The 14,365-nt window shown below is 67.9% G+C and carries 10 protein-coding genes and 2 pseudogenes; 6 read left to right on the top strand and 6 right to left on the bottom strand.

Translation table 11 applies throughout. The features are described from left to right. Positions 1–168 (bottom strand): annotated as a pseudogene (locus AC2YHT_RS09615) (acetyl-CoA carboxylase biotin carboxyl carrier protein); the annotation flags it as partial. 40 nt (positions 169–208) lie between these two features. After that, positions 209–652 (bottom strand): type II 3-dehydroquinate dehydratase, encoded by a 444-nt coding sequence (locus AC2YHT_RS09610; RefSeq protein ID WP_110133346.1) that lies wholly within the window; start codon positions 650–652, stop codon positions 209–211. Positions 653–730: 78 nt separating this feature from the next. Here AC2YHT_RS09610 and thiS point away from each other — a divergent pair, with 78 nt between their 5' ends. Beyond that, positions 731–931 carry a sulfur carrier protein ThiS gene (gene thiS / locus AC2YHT_RS09605; protein WP_058346516.1) on the top strand — a complete coding sequence of 67 codons (201 nt, stop codon included), beginning with the start codon at positions 731–733 and terminating at the stop codon, positions 929–931. 1,038 nt (positions 932–1,969) lie between these two features. Continuing rightward, positions 1,970–2,785 carry a thiazole synthase gene (locus tag AC2YHT_RS09600; RefSeq protein WP_110119826.1) on the top strand — a complete coding sequence of 272 codons (816 nt, stop codon included), beginning with the start codon at positions 1,970–1,972 and terminating at the stop codon, positions 2,783–2,785. 150 nt (positions 2,786–2,935) lie between these two features. Here the strand turns inward: AC2YHT_RS09600 and AC2YHT_RS09595 are convergent, their stop codons facing one another. The 4 genes from AC2YHT_RS09595 to AC2YHT_RS09580 form a co-directional block, all read right to left on the bottom strand. Then, entirely contained in the window at positions 2,936–3,265 is a 330-nt protein-coding gene (locus AC2YHT_RS09595; RefSeq protein ID WP_487289412.1) for a hypothetical protein, read from the bottom strand. Positions 3,266–3,453: 188 nt separating this feature from the next. Beyond that, the gene (locus tag AC2YHT_RS09590; protein ID WP_487289411.1) at positions 3,454–4,218 is read right to left on the bottom strand and encodes a DsbA family protein; all 765 of its coding nucleotides are present in this window, start codon (positions 4,216–4,218) and stop codon (positions 3,454–3,456) included. Positions 4,219–4,238: 20 nt separating this feature from the next. Continuing rightward, on the bottom strand, positions 4,239–5,648 hold the full coding sequence (locus AC2YHT_RS09585; RefSeq protein ID WP_487289410.1) for a M48 family metalloprotease: 1,410 nt from the start codon (positions 5,646–5,648) through the stop codon (positions 4,239–4,241). Between the two features lie 161 nt (positions 5,649–5,809). Then, positions 5,810–8,560 carry an Rne/Rng family ribonuclease gene (locus AC2YHT_RS09580; protein WP_487289409.1) on the bottom strand — a complete coding sequence of 917 codons (2,751 nt, stop codon included), beginning with the start codon at positions 8,558–8,560 and terminating at the stop codon, positions 5,810–5,812. 546 nt (positions 8,561–9,106) lie between these two features. Between AC2YHT_RS09580 and AC2YHT_RS09575 the strand changes: the two genes are divergently transcribed. The 4 genes and pseudogenes from AC2YHT_RS09575 to AC2YHT_RS09560 all read left to right on the top strand — a co-directional run. Next, positions 9,107–10,303, top strand: coding sequence for an N-acetylmuramoyl-L-alanine amidase family protein (locus AC2YHT_RS09575; RefSeq protein WP_487289408.1), 1,197 nt, complete (start codon positions 9,107–9,109; stop codon positions 10,301–10,303). A 297-nt stretch (positions 10,304–10,600) separates the two neighbouring features. Beyond that, positions 10,601–12,982, top strand: a complete 2,382-nt coding sequence (locus tag AC2YHT_RS09570; protein WP_487289407.1) for a penicillin-binding protein 1A — start codon at positions 10,601–10,603, stop codon at positions 12,980–12,982. Positions 12,983–13,077: 95 nt separating this feature from the next. Further along, positions 13,078–14,197 (top strand): peptide chain release factor 2 gene (gene prfB / locus AC2YHT_RS09565; RefSeq protein WP_110119818.1). Its coding sequence is split into 2 segments (ribosomal slippage): positions 13,078–13,146 and positions 13,148–14,197, totalling 1,119 coding nucleotides; the frame shifts between segments, so codons are not numbered across the junction. Between the two features lie 72 nt (positions 14,198–14,269). Then, positions 14,270–14,356, top strand: a pseudogene (locus tag AC2YHT_RS09560) (hypothetical protein); the annotation flags it as partial. Positions 14,357–14,365 lie beyond the last annotated feature (9 nt).

Genomic DNA, 14,365 nt, shown 5'->3' with positions numbered 1-14,365 from the left:
GGCGGTCGGGGCGACGGTCAGTTCACGGGCGACGCGGATCTTCAGGCCGGCATGCTCGACTTCGATCTCGCTCAGGCCGGTGTCCTTCAGGATGTCGGCGAGCTTGCGGACAAGGCGGGCGTCGATCGACGGGGTTTCGACCGTCTCGGGAGCCTTCGGAGTGGACATTGAAATCGTACCTTATGGTTCTGGGCCGGGAGCGCGGACGTCAGTCGGCGCTGATCAGTCCGGCGGCGGCCTCGATGGCCAGTTCATAGCTTGCTGCGCCGAAGCCCGAGACCAGGCCCGTCGCGGCAAGCGAAACGAAGGTGTGGCGACGGAACTCTTCCCGCGCCGCAGGGTTCGACAGGTGACACTCGATGACCGGGATATTCAAGGTCTTCAGGGCGTCGAGGAGGGCGATGGAGGTGTGTCCATAACCCGCCGGATTGATCACGAGCGCGCTGGCCTCGGTGCGAGCTTCCTGCACCCAGTCGATCAGCACGCCTTCGTGATTGCTCTGCCGGAAAACGACGGAAAGCCCCTTGGCCGCGGCCCGCGCTTCGCAGCGCTTGCGCACGTCATCCAGGGTGTCCTTGCCGTATATCTCGGGCTCCCGCGTTCCCAACAGGTTGAGATTGGGCCCGCTCAGCACATGGATCGGTTTGACCATTCGGCTCCGCCGTCGATTCCGGAGGTCTTGTATAGCCGGTTCCCTCGCGTCACAAGCATGCCTCGCTTCGGAGGTGAGATGAGACTTCTACTGAACGGCGAAGACCGCCAATTCGACGGCGTCGCCAGCATCGCGGACCTGGTGGCCGCCCTCGGCCTGGACGCACGCAAGGTGGCGGTCGAGCGCAACCTCGAGATCGCCCCGCGCTCGCTCTATGCCGACACGGCGCTGGCCGATGGGGACCGCATCGAGATCGTGACCTTTATTGGGGGCGGGTGATTGGGAGCGTCCTTCTCCCCTTGCGGGAGAAGGTGGCGGCGAAGCCGACGGATGAGGGGTTTCTCAAATGTGAGACGCTTCGCCCGGCCTGACCGCCGCACGCGGCTTTCAGTTTTGAGAGACCCCTCACCCGACCCTGCTCCGCAGGGCCACCCTCTCCCGCAAGGGGAGAGGGAACGGGTGGGCGATCTCACGCGGTGAACCGCTGAGTTGATGGAGAGGGCGCGGGGCGTCCGGGCCTCGCCCGGAGCTGTGATTTGAATACCGTTTCGACGAAGCTCTGACGCCCCGCGCGATCGTTCTTGACCTCAGGCCGGGGCGCGCGGGCCTTTTCCGCCCTTCACCCCCTTCGGCATATGCCTTCCCCGGAACCGGGCTGTAAGCTTCGCTAGCCATCGCGTTCAGACAGAAGGCGCCGGAGCGGACCCTCGGACGGGCGGAAGCCTATGAGGCAAGCTCCCGATGGATGGATTTACGTCCCCCATCCTCATTTAAGCCTGGCCCGGTCCTGCTCACGCAGCTCCGGCGGCCCCGCTCGATCGCATCGCCGTCGCCGCTTCGGGCCGGATCCTTGCGCCCTCTCCCTGCGACGGGACGGGGTCCATTATGCAGCGGGTTTCAGCGCGTCTGATCCAGAGCGCTAAGAAAGTTGTAAGCGGCTGGATTGGTTGGGGTTTGATCCGCGCTCGACGGGGATTGAGGGCACTCTATCCCCGTCCACGATCCTTCTCCCCTTGCGGGAGAAGGTGGCGGCCGAAGGCCGACGGATGAGGGGTCTCTCAGACCTGAGACGTTTCACCCGGCCTGACCGCCGCACGCGGCTTCGATTTTTGAGAGACCCCTCACCCGACCCCGCTCCGCGGGGCCACCCTCTCCCGCAAGGGGAGAGGGAACGGAAAAAGCCTGGGTCCCCGCTTTCGCGGGGATTTTACGGAGAGGGGAGACCAGGGGCGGTGGAAGCCAGGCAATCCCAGCAGTCGATCACCCACGGGCCTCTACGGATTTGAATCCCAGGCTGCCCAGGCGTAAACCGGCCGGATGAACGCGCACGTTTCCCCCGAATCCGCCGTCCAGACCGTCGACGCCGACGAGACCTGGACCGTCGCCGGCCGCACCTTCCGCTCGCGCCTGATCGTGGGCACCGGCAAGTACAAGGACTATGCGACCAACGCCGCCGCCGCCCGCGCGGCCGGGGCCGAGATCGTCACCGTGGCCGTGCGCCGCGTGAACCTGACCGATCCGAGCCAACCGCTGCTGGTCGACTACGTCAAGCCGACCGAGTTCACCTATCTTCCGAACACGGCGGGCTGCTTCACCGGCGAGGACGCCGTGCGCACCCTGCGCCTGGCCCGCGAGGCCGGCGGCTGGGACCTGGTCAAGCTGGAGGTCCTTTCCGACCCCAAGACCCTGTTCCCGGACATGGAAGAGACCCTGCGCTCGCTGAAGCTGCTGGTCGCCGACGGCTTCCAGGTGATGGTCTACTGCTCGGATGATCCCGTGTACGCCCGGAAGCTGGAAGAGGCCGGCGCGGTGGCGATCATGCCGCTGGGCGCGCCGATCGGCTCGGGCCTGGGCATCCAGAACCGCGTCAACCTGCGGATCATCATCGAGAACGCCAAGGTGCCGGTGCTGGTCGACGCCGGCGTCGGCACGGCTTCGGACGCCGCGATCGGCATGGAGCTGGGCTGCGACGCCATCCTGATGAACACCGCCATCGCCGAGGCCAAGGACCCGATCCGCATGGCCAAGGCCATGAAGCACGCGGTGATCGCCGGGCGGGAAGCCTATCTGGCCGGGCGGATGCAGAAGCGGCTCTACGCCGATCCGAGCTCGCCGCTGGCGGGGTTGATCTAGGGAACAAAGGCCCTCTCCCTGTGGGAGAGGTGTCGCCGAAGGCGACGGAGAGGGGAGTGACCGGGAAATTGGCTGGTTCAGCACTAGCTGAAAACGCCCCCCTCCGTCCGCTTCGCGGCCACCTCCCCCAGAGGGGGAGGATCTTGGGCTTCAGGCCTTGAAGTCGACCAGCACGCCCTTCTTCTCCTCGGCCTGCTGGGTGACCTCGTCCTTGATCATCTGCTTGATCTGGTCCTCGACCTTCTGGCGCTCCTTGGGGTCCATCGCGGCCACCTGCTCCTCGGTGAGGCCAAGCTTGCCGAGGATGGCCGCGCGCATCTTCTCGGCCGGCGATTTGGACGCGTAGTCGTAGAGCTCCTGCTTGGCCGAGCTTCCGCCGAGGCCCGACGTGGCGGAGGCGAACTGGGCGGTCGCGCCGTTGACGCGATCGGCGGCCGCGGTCGACAGGATCGACCAGGAACTGGAACCTGAAACAAGCATGGGAACTCCCGCCGAGGATCTGGCGGGAGATGCAAAGCAAACGCCGTGCAAGCGGGGCTCGCACGGCGGTTACCAAAGATTTCAAAAGGTTGCGGCGATGTGTCGCGGCAAGGCCCGGCCGGAGCGGCAAAGCTTGCCGCGCCGTTTCGACCGCCGGGCGACTCCTGCCGCCCGGTGCGCGCCTGGCGTCAGCCCTTCTTCTTGGCCGCGAGGCGGGCTTCCTCGATGGCCAGTTTCAGGGCGTTCATGTCGGCGCCCGGGATCATCTTGTCGCCGACGATGAAGGCCGGGGTGCCTTCGATGGCCAGGGTCTGGGCCAGGCCCTGGATGTCCTGCAGCTGCTGGGTGACGGCCGCGCTCTGGCCTGCGGCGCGGGCCTTGGCGACATCGACGCCGGCGGCCTTAGCCAGGCGATCGACGGCGGCGTCGTCGAGGCTCTTCTCCTCCATCATCGCCTTGTAGACGGCCAGGGTCTTGCCTTGGTCCTGGGCGCCGATCGCCATGCGGGCGGCGACCTCGGAGGTGTGGCCGAAGATCACGAACTCCTTGAAGACGAAGCGGACGTCGGGGTTCTTCTCGATGATCTCGAGGATCTGCGGGGCGGCCAGCTTGCAGTAGCCGCACTTGTAGTCGAAGAACTCGGTGACGGTGATCGTCCCGTTCGGGTTGGCCACGAAGTCGCGCGGGTCGCGCTCGATGGCCTGGCGGTGCTTGGCGATGGCACCCTGCGACTTGGCCGAGGCCTCGGCCAGCTGCTTCTCCTGCAGCCTGGCGCTGACTTCCAGCAGGATCTCCGGATGCTCCAGCAGATAGGCGCGGACCTTCTTGCCGAAGGCTTCGTCGACCTTGGGCGTGTCGGCCTTGCCGGCGGTCTGGGGCTGGCTGCAGGCGGCCATGCCGATCGACAGGACGAGGCCGGCGGCGGCGAAGGCGAGGGGACGGCGAAGGGGCATTCAGGTCTCTATGCGGGAGGTCAACGGCCGAACAGGCCCTCTTTGGCGAGCGCCTTGAGGTCCTGGTCGCTGGGCTTGGAGGCCAGCACGATGTCGGTGGCGCGCCGCCACTCGGGGGTGTCCTTCTTGAGCAGTTCGCGGGCGCGCATGGCGAACACCCGGGCCTCGCGGACGGCGCCCAGGTTGAAGTACTGCTCGGCGGTGGCCAGGCGGGCGTCGCCGTCCTTGCCCTGCTTGTCGTAGGCCTGGGCCAGCAGGCGCCAGGCCACGGCGTTGTCGCTCTCGTTGACCAGGGCGCGCTTCAGCTCGCCGACGCCTTCCTCGACCTTCTTGGGATCGTCGAGGCCGATCAGGGTCTGGCCCAGATTGATGCGCAGCAGGGCCGCGTCGGGCTTCAGCGCCACCGAGCGGCGCTGCGGCTCCTCGGCCAGGGCCACGCGGTTGAACTCGAACAGGATCTGGCCCTTGAGCTCCCAGAGATAGGGGTTCTTCTCGTTCTCGCCGATCAGGTCGTCGAGGATGCGCAGGGCCCGGTCAGGCTCCTTCATCTGGTAGTAGGCGATGGCGCGGGCGTAGCGGGCGGGGAAGCCGCGGTCGCTTTCGCGGTACTTGATGAGGGCCGTCTGCGGGTTGATGAAACCCTCCAGCTTGGCCTTCATGATCTCGTGCTCGGCCAGCTCGTCGGGGCTGTCGACGGCGTCGTAGTGCGGCAGGCGCTCGACCTTGGCCCGCAAGGCCTCGATGCGGTCGGACGACAGCGGGTGGCTGCGGAAATACGCAAAGCGCCGCGACTGGTCGAAGACCTCCTGGTAGCGGAAGTTGTCGAAGAACTCGACGAGGCCGCGGCCCGACTGGCCGGTGGCTTCCAGGAAGTTGGCGCCGGCCTGGTCGGCGCGGGATTCCTGCTCGCGGCTGTAGCCCAGGGCGCCCAGGGTGCCGAAATAGCTGGCGTTGCCGAACAGCACCGCGCCGGCGTCGGGCGCGCCGGCCAGGGCGGCCAGGACGCCCAGGCCCATCGTCAGGATCATCGGCTTGAGGCCGGCCTTCATCATCTCGTCGGAGCGCAGCGGGTGGGCGCCGGCGAGGTGGCCGCTTTCGTGGGCGATGACGCCCTTCAGCTGGTTGGGCGTCTCGGTCTGCAGGATCAGGCCGGTGTTGAGGCCCATCATCAGGCCCTGGGTGGCGAAGGCGTTCAGTTCCTTGTCGCCGACCAGCAGGATGCGCACGGTCTTGGGATCCAGGCCCGCCGCCGCGTAGATCGGGTCGGCGTCGCGATGCAGGATCTCTTCGATCTCGGTGTCGCGGATCAGTGAGATGCCGCCGTCCTGGGCGTGGGCCGCGCTGATCGGGGCCATGACGGCGGTCAGAAGCGCCAGGGCCGAGAGGCCGGCCCCGAAGGTCTTGCCGACCGCCCTCTTGCGGGACGTCATCGATGGTCTCCTGGTCGCGCCCCCGCGCCGTCGGGCAGACTAGCGCGCTTCAAGTGGGAATCGCAAAGGCTAGGCTTGTTCAGAGCGAGGCTTGTCTAGGAGGGGATATAGGCGCGAACCGCGGCGACGCCATGGCGCCGCCGCGGTCCTTTGTTGCTGGATCAGCCGCGGCGCCACCAGCCGCGCTTGGGCGCGGCGGGGGGAGCGGTGATCTCGTTCGGATCCGGCTCGGCCGAGACCGGCGCGGGTTCCGGTTCGGCGGCCACGGGGGCGATGGGAGCCGCCTCGACCACCGGTTCGGCGACGGCTTCGACCACCGGTTCCGGCGCGACGGGCTCGGGAGCCGGCTCCGGGGCGATCTCGACATCAGCGGCGACGAGCGGCGCGGTCTCGGCGACGACTTCGGCCAGGGCCTCGGCTTGAGGCTCGGCCGCGGCTTCGGCGATCACGGCCTCGGCTTCGGTCGCTTCGGTTTCGGCGGCGCCCTTGCGGCCGCGGCTGCGCGAGCGGCGCGGCTTCTTGGCCGGAGCGGCTTCGGCGGCCTCGGGCAGTTCGACCCAGACGTCGGCGGGCGGACCCAGGATCACCGGCGGCTCGAGCACCAGCGGGGCGACGTCCTCGACCGCGATCGGGGCGATCGGGGTCTCGGCGGCCGGCTGGCGGTCGCGGCCGCGACGGCGGTCACGGCGCTCCGAACGCTCGGGGCGTTCAGCGCGTTCGGGACGCTCGGCGGCTTCGGTGCGCTCAGGACGCTCGGCGCGCTCGGGACGTTCAGCACGCTCGGGGCGCTCGGCGCGTTCCGGACGGTCGCGACGGCCTTCGCCGCCACGGGCTTCCAGCGCTTCCGGATCGTGCCAGACGTACGGGTTGTCGCCGAACGGGACGCGCGGACGGGTCCAGACATAGGCGTCGGCGGCGCGATCGCCGTCCTCGCGACCACCGCGACGGCCGCCGCGGCGACCCCGGCGACGGCGGCGACGGCGCGATTCCTCGTCATCGCCGTCGGCGTCGCCTTCAGCGTCGAATTCGGCTTCGGCGTCCTCGACCGGCGCGTCCTCGGCGGTTTCTTCCTCGTCGCGACGACCGCGACGACGGCGCTTGCTGCCGCGACGGCCGCCGCGATCGTCGTCCGAGCGGGCCTTGCGGGGCGCCTCGTCCTCGTCTTCGTCCTCTTCGGACTCGTCGACGATGATTTCGTCTTCGTCTTCGTCCTCGTCGTCGAACACCTCGTCGAACACCGGATCGGGCTCGTAGGCGACCGGCGGCGGCACGATGCGCTCGCCCAGCTCGGTGCGCTCGATCTCGTGCTCGGCCTGACGCAGGCCGTCATCGACCAGCACGGTGACGAACAGGCCGTGGTTCTGCTGCAGGCGCAGCAGGTAGGCGCGCTTTTCATTGAGGATGTAGATGCCGACGGCGCGGCTGACCTTCAGCACCACCGAGCCGCTGCCCTTGAGGGCCTCGATCTCGACGGCGCGCAGGGCGGCCAGGGCGCTCGATTCGACCGAGCGGACGCGGCCGGTGCCTTCGCAGTGCTCGCAGACGTGGGTGGTGCCTTCCAGCACGCCGGTGCGGCGGCGCTGACGGCTGATCTCCATCAGGCCGAAGCCCGAGATCTTGCCCATCTGGATGCGGGCGCGGTCGTCCTTGAGCGCGTCCTTGAGGACCTTCTCGACCGTGCGGTTGTTCTTGCCTTCATCCATGTCGATGAAGTCGATGACGATCAGGCCGGCCAGGTCGCGCAGGCGCAGCTGGCGGGCGGCTTCTTCAGCCGCTTCGATGTTGGTCTTGAGGGCCGTGGCCTCGATGTTGCGCTCGCGCGTGGCCTTGCCCGAGTTGACGTCGATGGCGACCAGGGCCTCGGTCTGGTTGATCACCAGATAGCCGCCCGAACGCAGCGGCACGACCGGCGAGTAGATCTGCGCCAGGTGGTCTTCGATCTTGTGCTTGACGAACAGCGGGGCGGCTTCCCGGTACGGGAACACCTTCTTGGCCTGGCTGGGCATCAGCATGCGCATGAAGTCGCGGGCTTCGCGGTAGCCGGCCTCGCCCTCGACCCAGATGCCGTCGAGGTCCTTGTCGTACATGTCGCGGATGGCGCGCTTTACGAGGTCTTCCTCCTCGTAGATCAGCGCCGGGGCGACCGAGTGCAGCGTGTTGTCGCGGATGTTTTCCCACAGACGCAGCAGGTACTCGTAGTCGCGCTTGACCTCGGCCTTGGTGCGCTTGGCGCCGGCCGTGCGGACGATCAGGCCCATGCCCTGCGGCACGTCGAGGCTCTGCACCACGCTCTTGAGGCGCTTGCGGTCGGTCACGGCCGTGATCTTGCGGCTGATGCCGCCACCACGGGCGGTGTTGGGCATCAGGACGCCGTAGCGGCCGGCGAGCGACAGGTAGGTGGTCAGGGCCGCGCCCTTATTGCCGCGCTCTTCCTTGACGACCTGAACCAGCATGATCTGCCGGCGGCGGATCACTTCCTGGATCTTGTACTTGCGCATCAGGCGGCGCTTGCGGCGCGCCAGTTCTTCTTCGACGTCGTCGTCTTCGTCGTCGATGGCGTGATCGTGGTCGTCTTCGTCGTCGCCGCCCGAAGCGCGGCGCGAGACGGGCGCGTCGTCCTCGTCGTCGTGCGAGTCGTCGCGCATCAGCGCTTCACGGTCGGCGACCGGGATCTGGTAGTAGTCCGGATGGATCTCGTTGAAGGCGAGGAAACCGTGGCGGTTGCCGCCGTATTCGATGAACGCAGCCTGGAGGCTGGGTTCAACGCGGGTCACCTTGGCGAGATAGATATTTCCACGAAGTTGTTTGCGGGTCTGGCTCTCGAAATCGAACTCTTCAACCCGCGAACCGTCCACGACCACCACACGCGTCTCTTCGGCGTGGGCGGCGTCGATCAACATCTTCTTCGACATACAGGGAATCTCCACGGCGCGCGGCGGGCGCGAGGCCCGGGCGCCGATATGAATGAGGGGCGCGCGCATCGCAGACCGCGACTTCGCCGGAGCGAAGTTCGAAGGGCGGTTGCCAGAGGCGATCGGGTGCGGCGCAGCCCATGGGGTTTCGTTTGTTTCCTTTGACGCGCCGGGGTGGCGCGGTTCGGATGACGCGTCGTCGCCGGGAGCGGCGAAAGGCCCGACGCGGGGCCTTTGTTGGGTTCGGGCTCCGAGACATCGCGTCCCAGGCCGGCCGTCGCCCGCAAGCTCAAAAAGTCCGGCGGCTCCGGCGTGGGGGACGCATGGGGCGCGTCCGACATTTGGGAACCGCTCACGCAAGGCGCTGCGTCTGACGACGTCGCTCTGCGTACGGCGCTACTCTAGCAAGAACGCGACGCAAATGAAAAGCGCCGTGGAGCAAGCATCGAAATTGATGAAGAGATCGGTTTCCTTAACGGTTTTGCTACCCGTCCGTGCGGATATCCCTCATTGGTTTTCAAGTAAGCGCCAGCAGGCTGGGCGGTAATGCGTAAGGTCGTCATCGGAGCTGCGAGAACGGGTTGGGCGAAGGCGGCGCTGATCGTCGGCGCGCTGGCGCTCGCCGGCGTGGCCGTGGCGACCGTGCAGGGCCCGGCGCCGGCCGCCGGCGTGCAGAAGGTCCGCTTCGGCGGCGACCGCGCCGAGACCCGAGTCGTCATCGACCTGGACCGCGCGGCCGTCGGCAAGCTGATCGGCGACGGCGCGGCCGCCAGCCGAGTCGTGGTCGGCCTGCCCAACGTGACCGTTTCGGGTGATCTTCAGGGCGCGGGCCATGGCCTGGTCGACCGCTGGGTGATCGACGAGGCCGCCGGCGGGGCGCGCCTTTCCCTGGATCTTTCGGCCAAGGCCGTGGTCAAGCGGCGCTTCCTGCTGCCGCCGGCCGACGGCGCGACCGCGTATCGCTATGTCATCGACCTGGCCGCCAGCGATCCGGCCACGGCCAACGCCGCGGTGATGCGCCCGACCACCGTCTCGACGCCGATCAAGCCCTCGGGCCTGAAGCTGAAGAAGACGATCGTCATCGACGCCGGTCACGGCGGCAAGGATCCCGGCTCGGCCGGCGCCAACACCAACGAGAAGGACGTCACCCTGGCCGCGGCCAAGGCGCTTAAGGCCAAGCTGGAGAAGTCCGGCCGCTTCAACGTCGTCCTGACCCGCGACACCGACACCTTCATCCCGCTGGAATCGCGCGTGCAGATCGCCCGCCGCGCCGACGCGGACCTGTTCATCTCGCTGCACGCCGACTCGGGACCCGATGTCGGCACCCGCGGCGCCAGCGTCTACACCCTGTCGGAAAAGGGCGCCGAGCGCGCCGCCCGGGTGCTGGAGAAGGACGACTGGCTGATGAAGGCCAGCCTGCCGGGCCGCGACCGCGCGGTTGGCCAGATCCTGCTGGACCTGTCGCAGCGCGCCACCAAGAACCGCTCGGCCGCCTTCGCCGAAACCCTGCTGGAAAAGGTGGGCGACGAGACCGTGCTGCTTCGCCGCAGCCACCGCGACGCCGGCTTCATCGTGCTTCTGGCGCCGGACGTGCCGGCGGTGCTCTTGGAAATGGGCTTCATGACCAATATCGAGGACGAGAAGCTGCTGAAGAGCGCTTCTGGCCGCGAACGCCTGATGGGCGCGGTCGCCACCTCGATCGAGACCTATTTCGCCGCCCAGACCCGGATGGCGGCGCGCTGAGGCTGCCGGTGCGCCTCTGGTTGGCCGCCGAATTTCGACTTTTCAACCGTTCAATCCCCGCGAAAGCGGGGACCCAAGCCGAGTCTGCGGATGCTCTTTCGTGGGAGCTTCGTCCGGAAAGTCAGCTTGGGTCCCCGCCTTCGCGGGGATGCTCGGATAAGGGGGCTGTGATGTCGCGCGGCCTTCGCGCCGAGCCCGAGACGGGGCAGGGGCGTTGGCGCCTCGCCCGATGCGGGTTACAGCCATCGCTTGAGATGATTTGAGCGCGCGACCCCCGCGCCGCTCGACGGAGGCCGCGTGGACTTGAAGCCCGCCGAAAGATGGATCGCCATAGCCGGCGTCGCGGTTCTGTCGACGATCGCGGTGGCGGGGTTCGCCATCGCCATCTACGCCGCGTGGCTGTTCCACGACATGCCCGACGCGGGCGAGCTGCAGGACTATCGTCCGCCGACGGCGACGCGCGTCTATGCCTGGGACGGCACCCTGATCGGCGAATACTCCAAGGAACGCCGGATCTTCGTTCCCTACGACCAGATCCCGCCGCAACTGGCCCAGGCCTTCATGGCCGCCGAGGACCGCAACTTCTTCAAGCACGGCGGCGTCGATGTCGGCGGCTTCTCGCGCGCCATGCTCAAGAACGTCGGCAACGCCATGCGCGGCCGGCGCCTGGAGGGCGGCTCGACGATCACCCAGCAGGTGGCCAAGAACGTCCTGCTGACCAGCGACGCCACGGTGGGCCGCAAGTTCAAGGAAGCGATCCTGGCCCGGCGCCTGGAGCAGTCGCTCGACAAGCAGCAGATCCTCGAGCTGTACCTGAACGAAATCTGGCTGGGCTATCGCTCGTTCGGCGTCGGCGCGGCCGCCTACAACTATTTCGGCAAGTCGCTGCCCGAGCTGTCCCTGGCCGAAAGCGCCTATCTGGCGGCCCTGCCCAAGGGGCCGGACAACTACCACCCGATCCGCAACAAGGCCAAGGCTAAGGCCCGCCGTGACTGGATCCTGGGACAGATGGCCGAGCTGGGCTGGGTCAGCCGGGCCGACGCCGAAAAGGCGATGGCCGAGGACCTGGTCGTGCAGCCGGCCCCCAAGCGCGCGGCCTATCGCGACGCCGACTACTTCGTCGAGGAAGTGCGCCAGCGCGGCATGGCCACCCTGGGCGACCGCCTGAACGAGGGCGGCTACTACATGCGCACCACGCTGGACCCGAAGCTGCAGACCGCCGCGCGGGCCTCGCTGATGGACGGGCTGGAGCACTATGACCGCCGCCACGGCTGGCGCGGGGCCTGGGGCCATGTCGAGAGCCTGGACGAGGGCTGGGAAAAGGCCGCCCAGGCCAAGCGTCCGCCGGCCGAGCGCCGGGGCTGGCGCGCGGCCGTGGTCACCTCGGCCGGCGGCGGCGTGCGCCTGATCAAGGGCGAAGGGCAGGGGACCCTGGCCGGCGAGGACATCGTCTGGGCCAAGGCCGGCAAGGGCCTGAAGACCGGCGACCTGGTGTTCGTCGAGCAGGTCGAGGGCACGTCCACCTATCGCCTGAGGCAGGTTCCGGCCGTCAACGGCGCCCTGGTGGCCATCGAGCCCTATACCGGCCGCGTGGTGGCCCTGGTGGGCGGCTATTCGTTCTCGCTGTCGAACTTCAACCGCGCCACTCAGGCGATGCGCCAGCCCGGCTCGTCGTTCAAGCCGTTCGTCTACGCCACGGCCCTGGAGAACGGCTACACGCCGGCCAGCGTGATCCTGGACAGCGCCATCACCTTCAAGGGCGCCAACGGCCAGGACTGGAGCCCGGAGAACTACGAGAAGAAGTTCTACGGCGCCCTGCCGCTGCGCAAGGGCCTGGAGCGCTCGATCAACGCCATGACCGTGCGCCTGGCCCAGGGCGTGGGCATGAAGAAGATCATCGAGATGGCCAAGAAGACCGGCGTCACGCGCGACATGTCGCCGGTGCTGGCCATGGCCCTGGGCGCGGGCGAGACCACGCCGTTCAAGATCACCTCGGCCTATGCGCCGTTCGCCAACGGCGGCCGTCGCATCGAGCCGCACCTGATCGAGCTGGTGCAGGACCGCGAGGGCAAGGTGATCTTCCGCGCAGACAAGCGCGACTGCCCGCGCTGCACCGCCGGCTTCAACGGCGACGAGAGCCCGCGCGTCACCGCGCCGGGCGAGCAGGTGATGGACCCGGTCACGGCCTACCAGATCACCTCGATGCTGCAGGGCGTGGTCCAGCGCGGCACGGCCGCTTCCGTCAGCCAGCTGGGCTATCCGCTGGCCGGCAAGACCGGCACGACCAACGAGTACCGCAGCGCCTGGTTCATCGGCTATTCGCCCAACCTGATCGTCGGTGTGTTCGTCGGCTTCGACGACAACCGCTCGCTGGGCGAGGGCGAGACCGGCTCGCAGGACGCCGTGCCGGTGTTCATCGACTTCATGAAGGTGGCTTTGAAGGACCAGCCCAAGACCGACTTCAAGCCGCCCAAGACCGCCAAGTTCGCCGTGGTGCGCGGCGTGCGCGAGGCCTTCCGCCCAGGCACCGAGCCCAAGGTGGTCGCGCCGACCCCGACCGGCGGCCCGATCTCCTACGGCGACGCCTGGCCCAACGGCGTGCCGACCGGCCAGCCTTCGCCGTCGGAACCGCAGCCCAGGCAGCAGCCCAAGCAGCCGGACATCAGCGGGCTTTATTAGGTCTTGAGGGGGCGGGGCGGTTGCGCCGCCCCATTGCGCCGACTCCGGGCGCGGGCTATGTCCCGCGCCCTTACTTTGTGTCACGGAGCTACGTGATGAGACCGGATGTCGAGGCCGCCGCGGCCGACATCGAGCAGTCCGTTGGACTGCTCAGGAGGCGTCTTTGACTGGGATGTCGCCCTTAGAAAACTCGATGAACTGAACGCGCGGGTCGAAGACCCGACGCTGTGGGACCGTCCGTCCGAAGCCCAGGCCGTGTCGCGCGAGCGCGCCAACCTGGCCGCCAAGGTCGAGGCCGTCCAGAGCATCGAACGCGACGTCAAGGACGCGCTCGAATATGCCGAACTGGCCGAGATGGAGTCCGACGAGGACACCCTCAACGACGCCCGCGCCCAGCTGAAGGCCATCAAGGAACGCGCCGCTCGCGCCGAACTCGAGGCCCTGCTGTCGGGCGAGGCCGACGGCAACGACGCCTATATCGAAATCAACTCCGGGGCCGGCGGCACCGAGTCGTGCGACTGGGCGGGCATCCTGCTGCGGATGTACACTCGCTGGGCCAACGCCCACGGCATGACCACCGAGCTGGTCGAAGAGACCGACGGCGATCAGGCCGGCATCAAGTCGGCCACGCTGCTGGTCAAGGGCGCCAACGCCTATGGCTGGCTGAAGACCGAGGCCGGCGTGCACCGCCTGGTGCGCATCAGCCCCTATGACAGCAGCGCCCGTCGTCACACCTCGTTCGCCTCGGCCTGGGTCTATCCGGTCATCGACGACACGATCGAGATCGACATCAACCCCTCGGACGTGCGCACCGACACTTACCGGGCCTCCGGGGCCGGCGGGCAGCACATCAACAAGACCGACTCGGCCGTGCGTCTGACGCACATCCCAACCGGCATCGTGGTGGCCTGCCAGGCCGGCCGCTCGCAGCACCAGAACCGCGACGAGGCCTGGAAGATGCTGCGCGCCCGGATGTACGAGGCCGAGCTTCAGAAGCGTGAAGCCGCCCAGCAGGCGCTGCACGACCAGAAGACCGACATCGGCTGGGGTCACCAGATCCGATCGTACGTCCTGCAGCCGTACCAGATGGTCAAGGACCTGCGGACCAACGTCGAGACCTCCGACACCGCCGGCGTGCTCGACGGCGACCTGGACGCCTTCATGGGCGCCTCGCTGGCCCAGCGGGTCGGCGCGACGCGGGACGCCGAGGGCTGAGGCTCGCGGGGCTTGCCTGTAACGACGAACGCCCCGGAGTGATCCGGGGCGTTTTTCTTTGGGGCGGAAACCTCGCCCTTCGACAGGCTCAGGGTGAGGTTTCTTGTCGGCTTCGGCTTATCCTTGATCCTCATCCTGAGCTTGTCGAAGGACGAGGATCACGCACGA

The sequence above is a fragment of the Caulobacter sp. SRI_008 genome (assembly GCF_057586355.1).
This window is presented reverse-complemented; position numbering and strand designations above follow the sequence as displayed.

Excerpts from the sequence above, each read along its gene's own strand:
- AC2YHT_RS09610 (WP_110133346.1), bottom strand. The coding sequence starts at position 652 with ATGGTCAAACCGATCCATGTGCTGAGCGGGCCCAATCTCAACCTGTTG.
- thiS (WP_058346516.1), top strand. The coding sequence starts at position 731 with ATGAGACTTCTACTGAACGGCGAAGACCGCCAATTCGACGGCGTCGCC.
- AC2YHT_RS09600 (WP_110119826.1), top strand. The coding sequence starts at position 1,970 with ATGAACGCGCACGTTTCCCCCGAATCCGCCGTCCAGACCGTCGACGCC.
- AC2YHT_RS09595 (WP_487289412.1), bottom strand. The coding sequence starts at position 3,265 with ATGCTTGTTTCAGGTTCCAGTTCCTGGTCGATCCTGTCGACCGCGGCC.
- AC2YHT_RS09590 (WP_487289411.1), bottom strand. The coding sequence starts at position 4,218 with ATGCCCCTTCGCCGTCCCCTCGCCTTCGCCGCCGCCGGCCTCGTCCTG.
- AC2YHT_RS09585 (WP_487289410.1), bottom strand. The coding sequence starts at position 5,648 with ATGACGTCCCGCAAGAGGGCGGTCGGCAAGACCTTCGGGGCCGGCCTC.
- AC2YHT_RS09580 (WP_487289409.1), bottom strand. The coding sequence starts at position 8,560 with ATGTCGAAGAAGATGTTGATCGACGCCGCCCACGCCGAAGAGACGCGT.
- AC2YHT_RS09575 (WP_487289408.1), top strand. The coding sequence starts at position 9,107 with ATGCGTAAGGTCGTCATCGGAGCTGCGAGAACGGGTTGGGCGAAGGCG.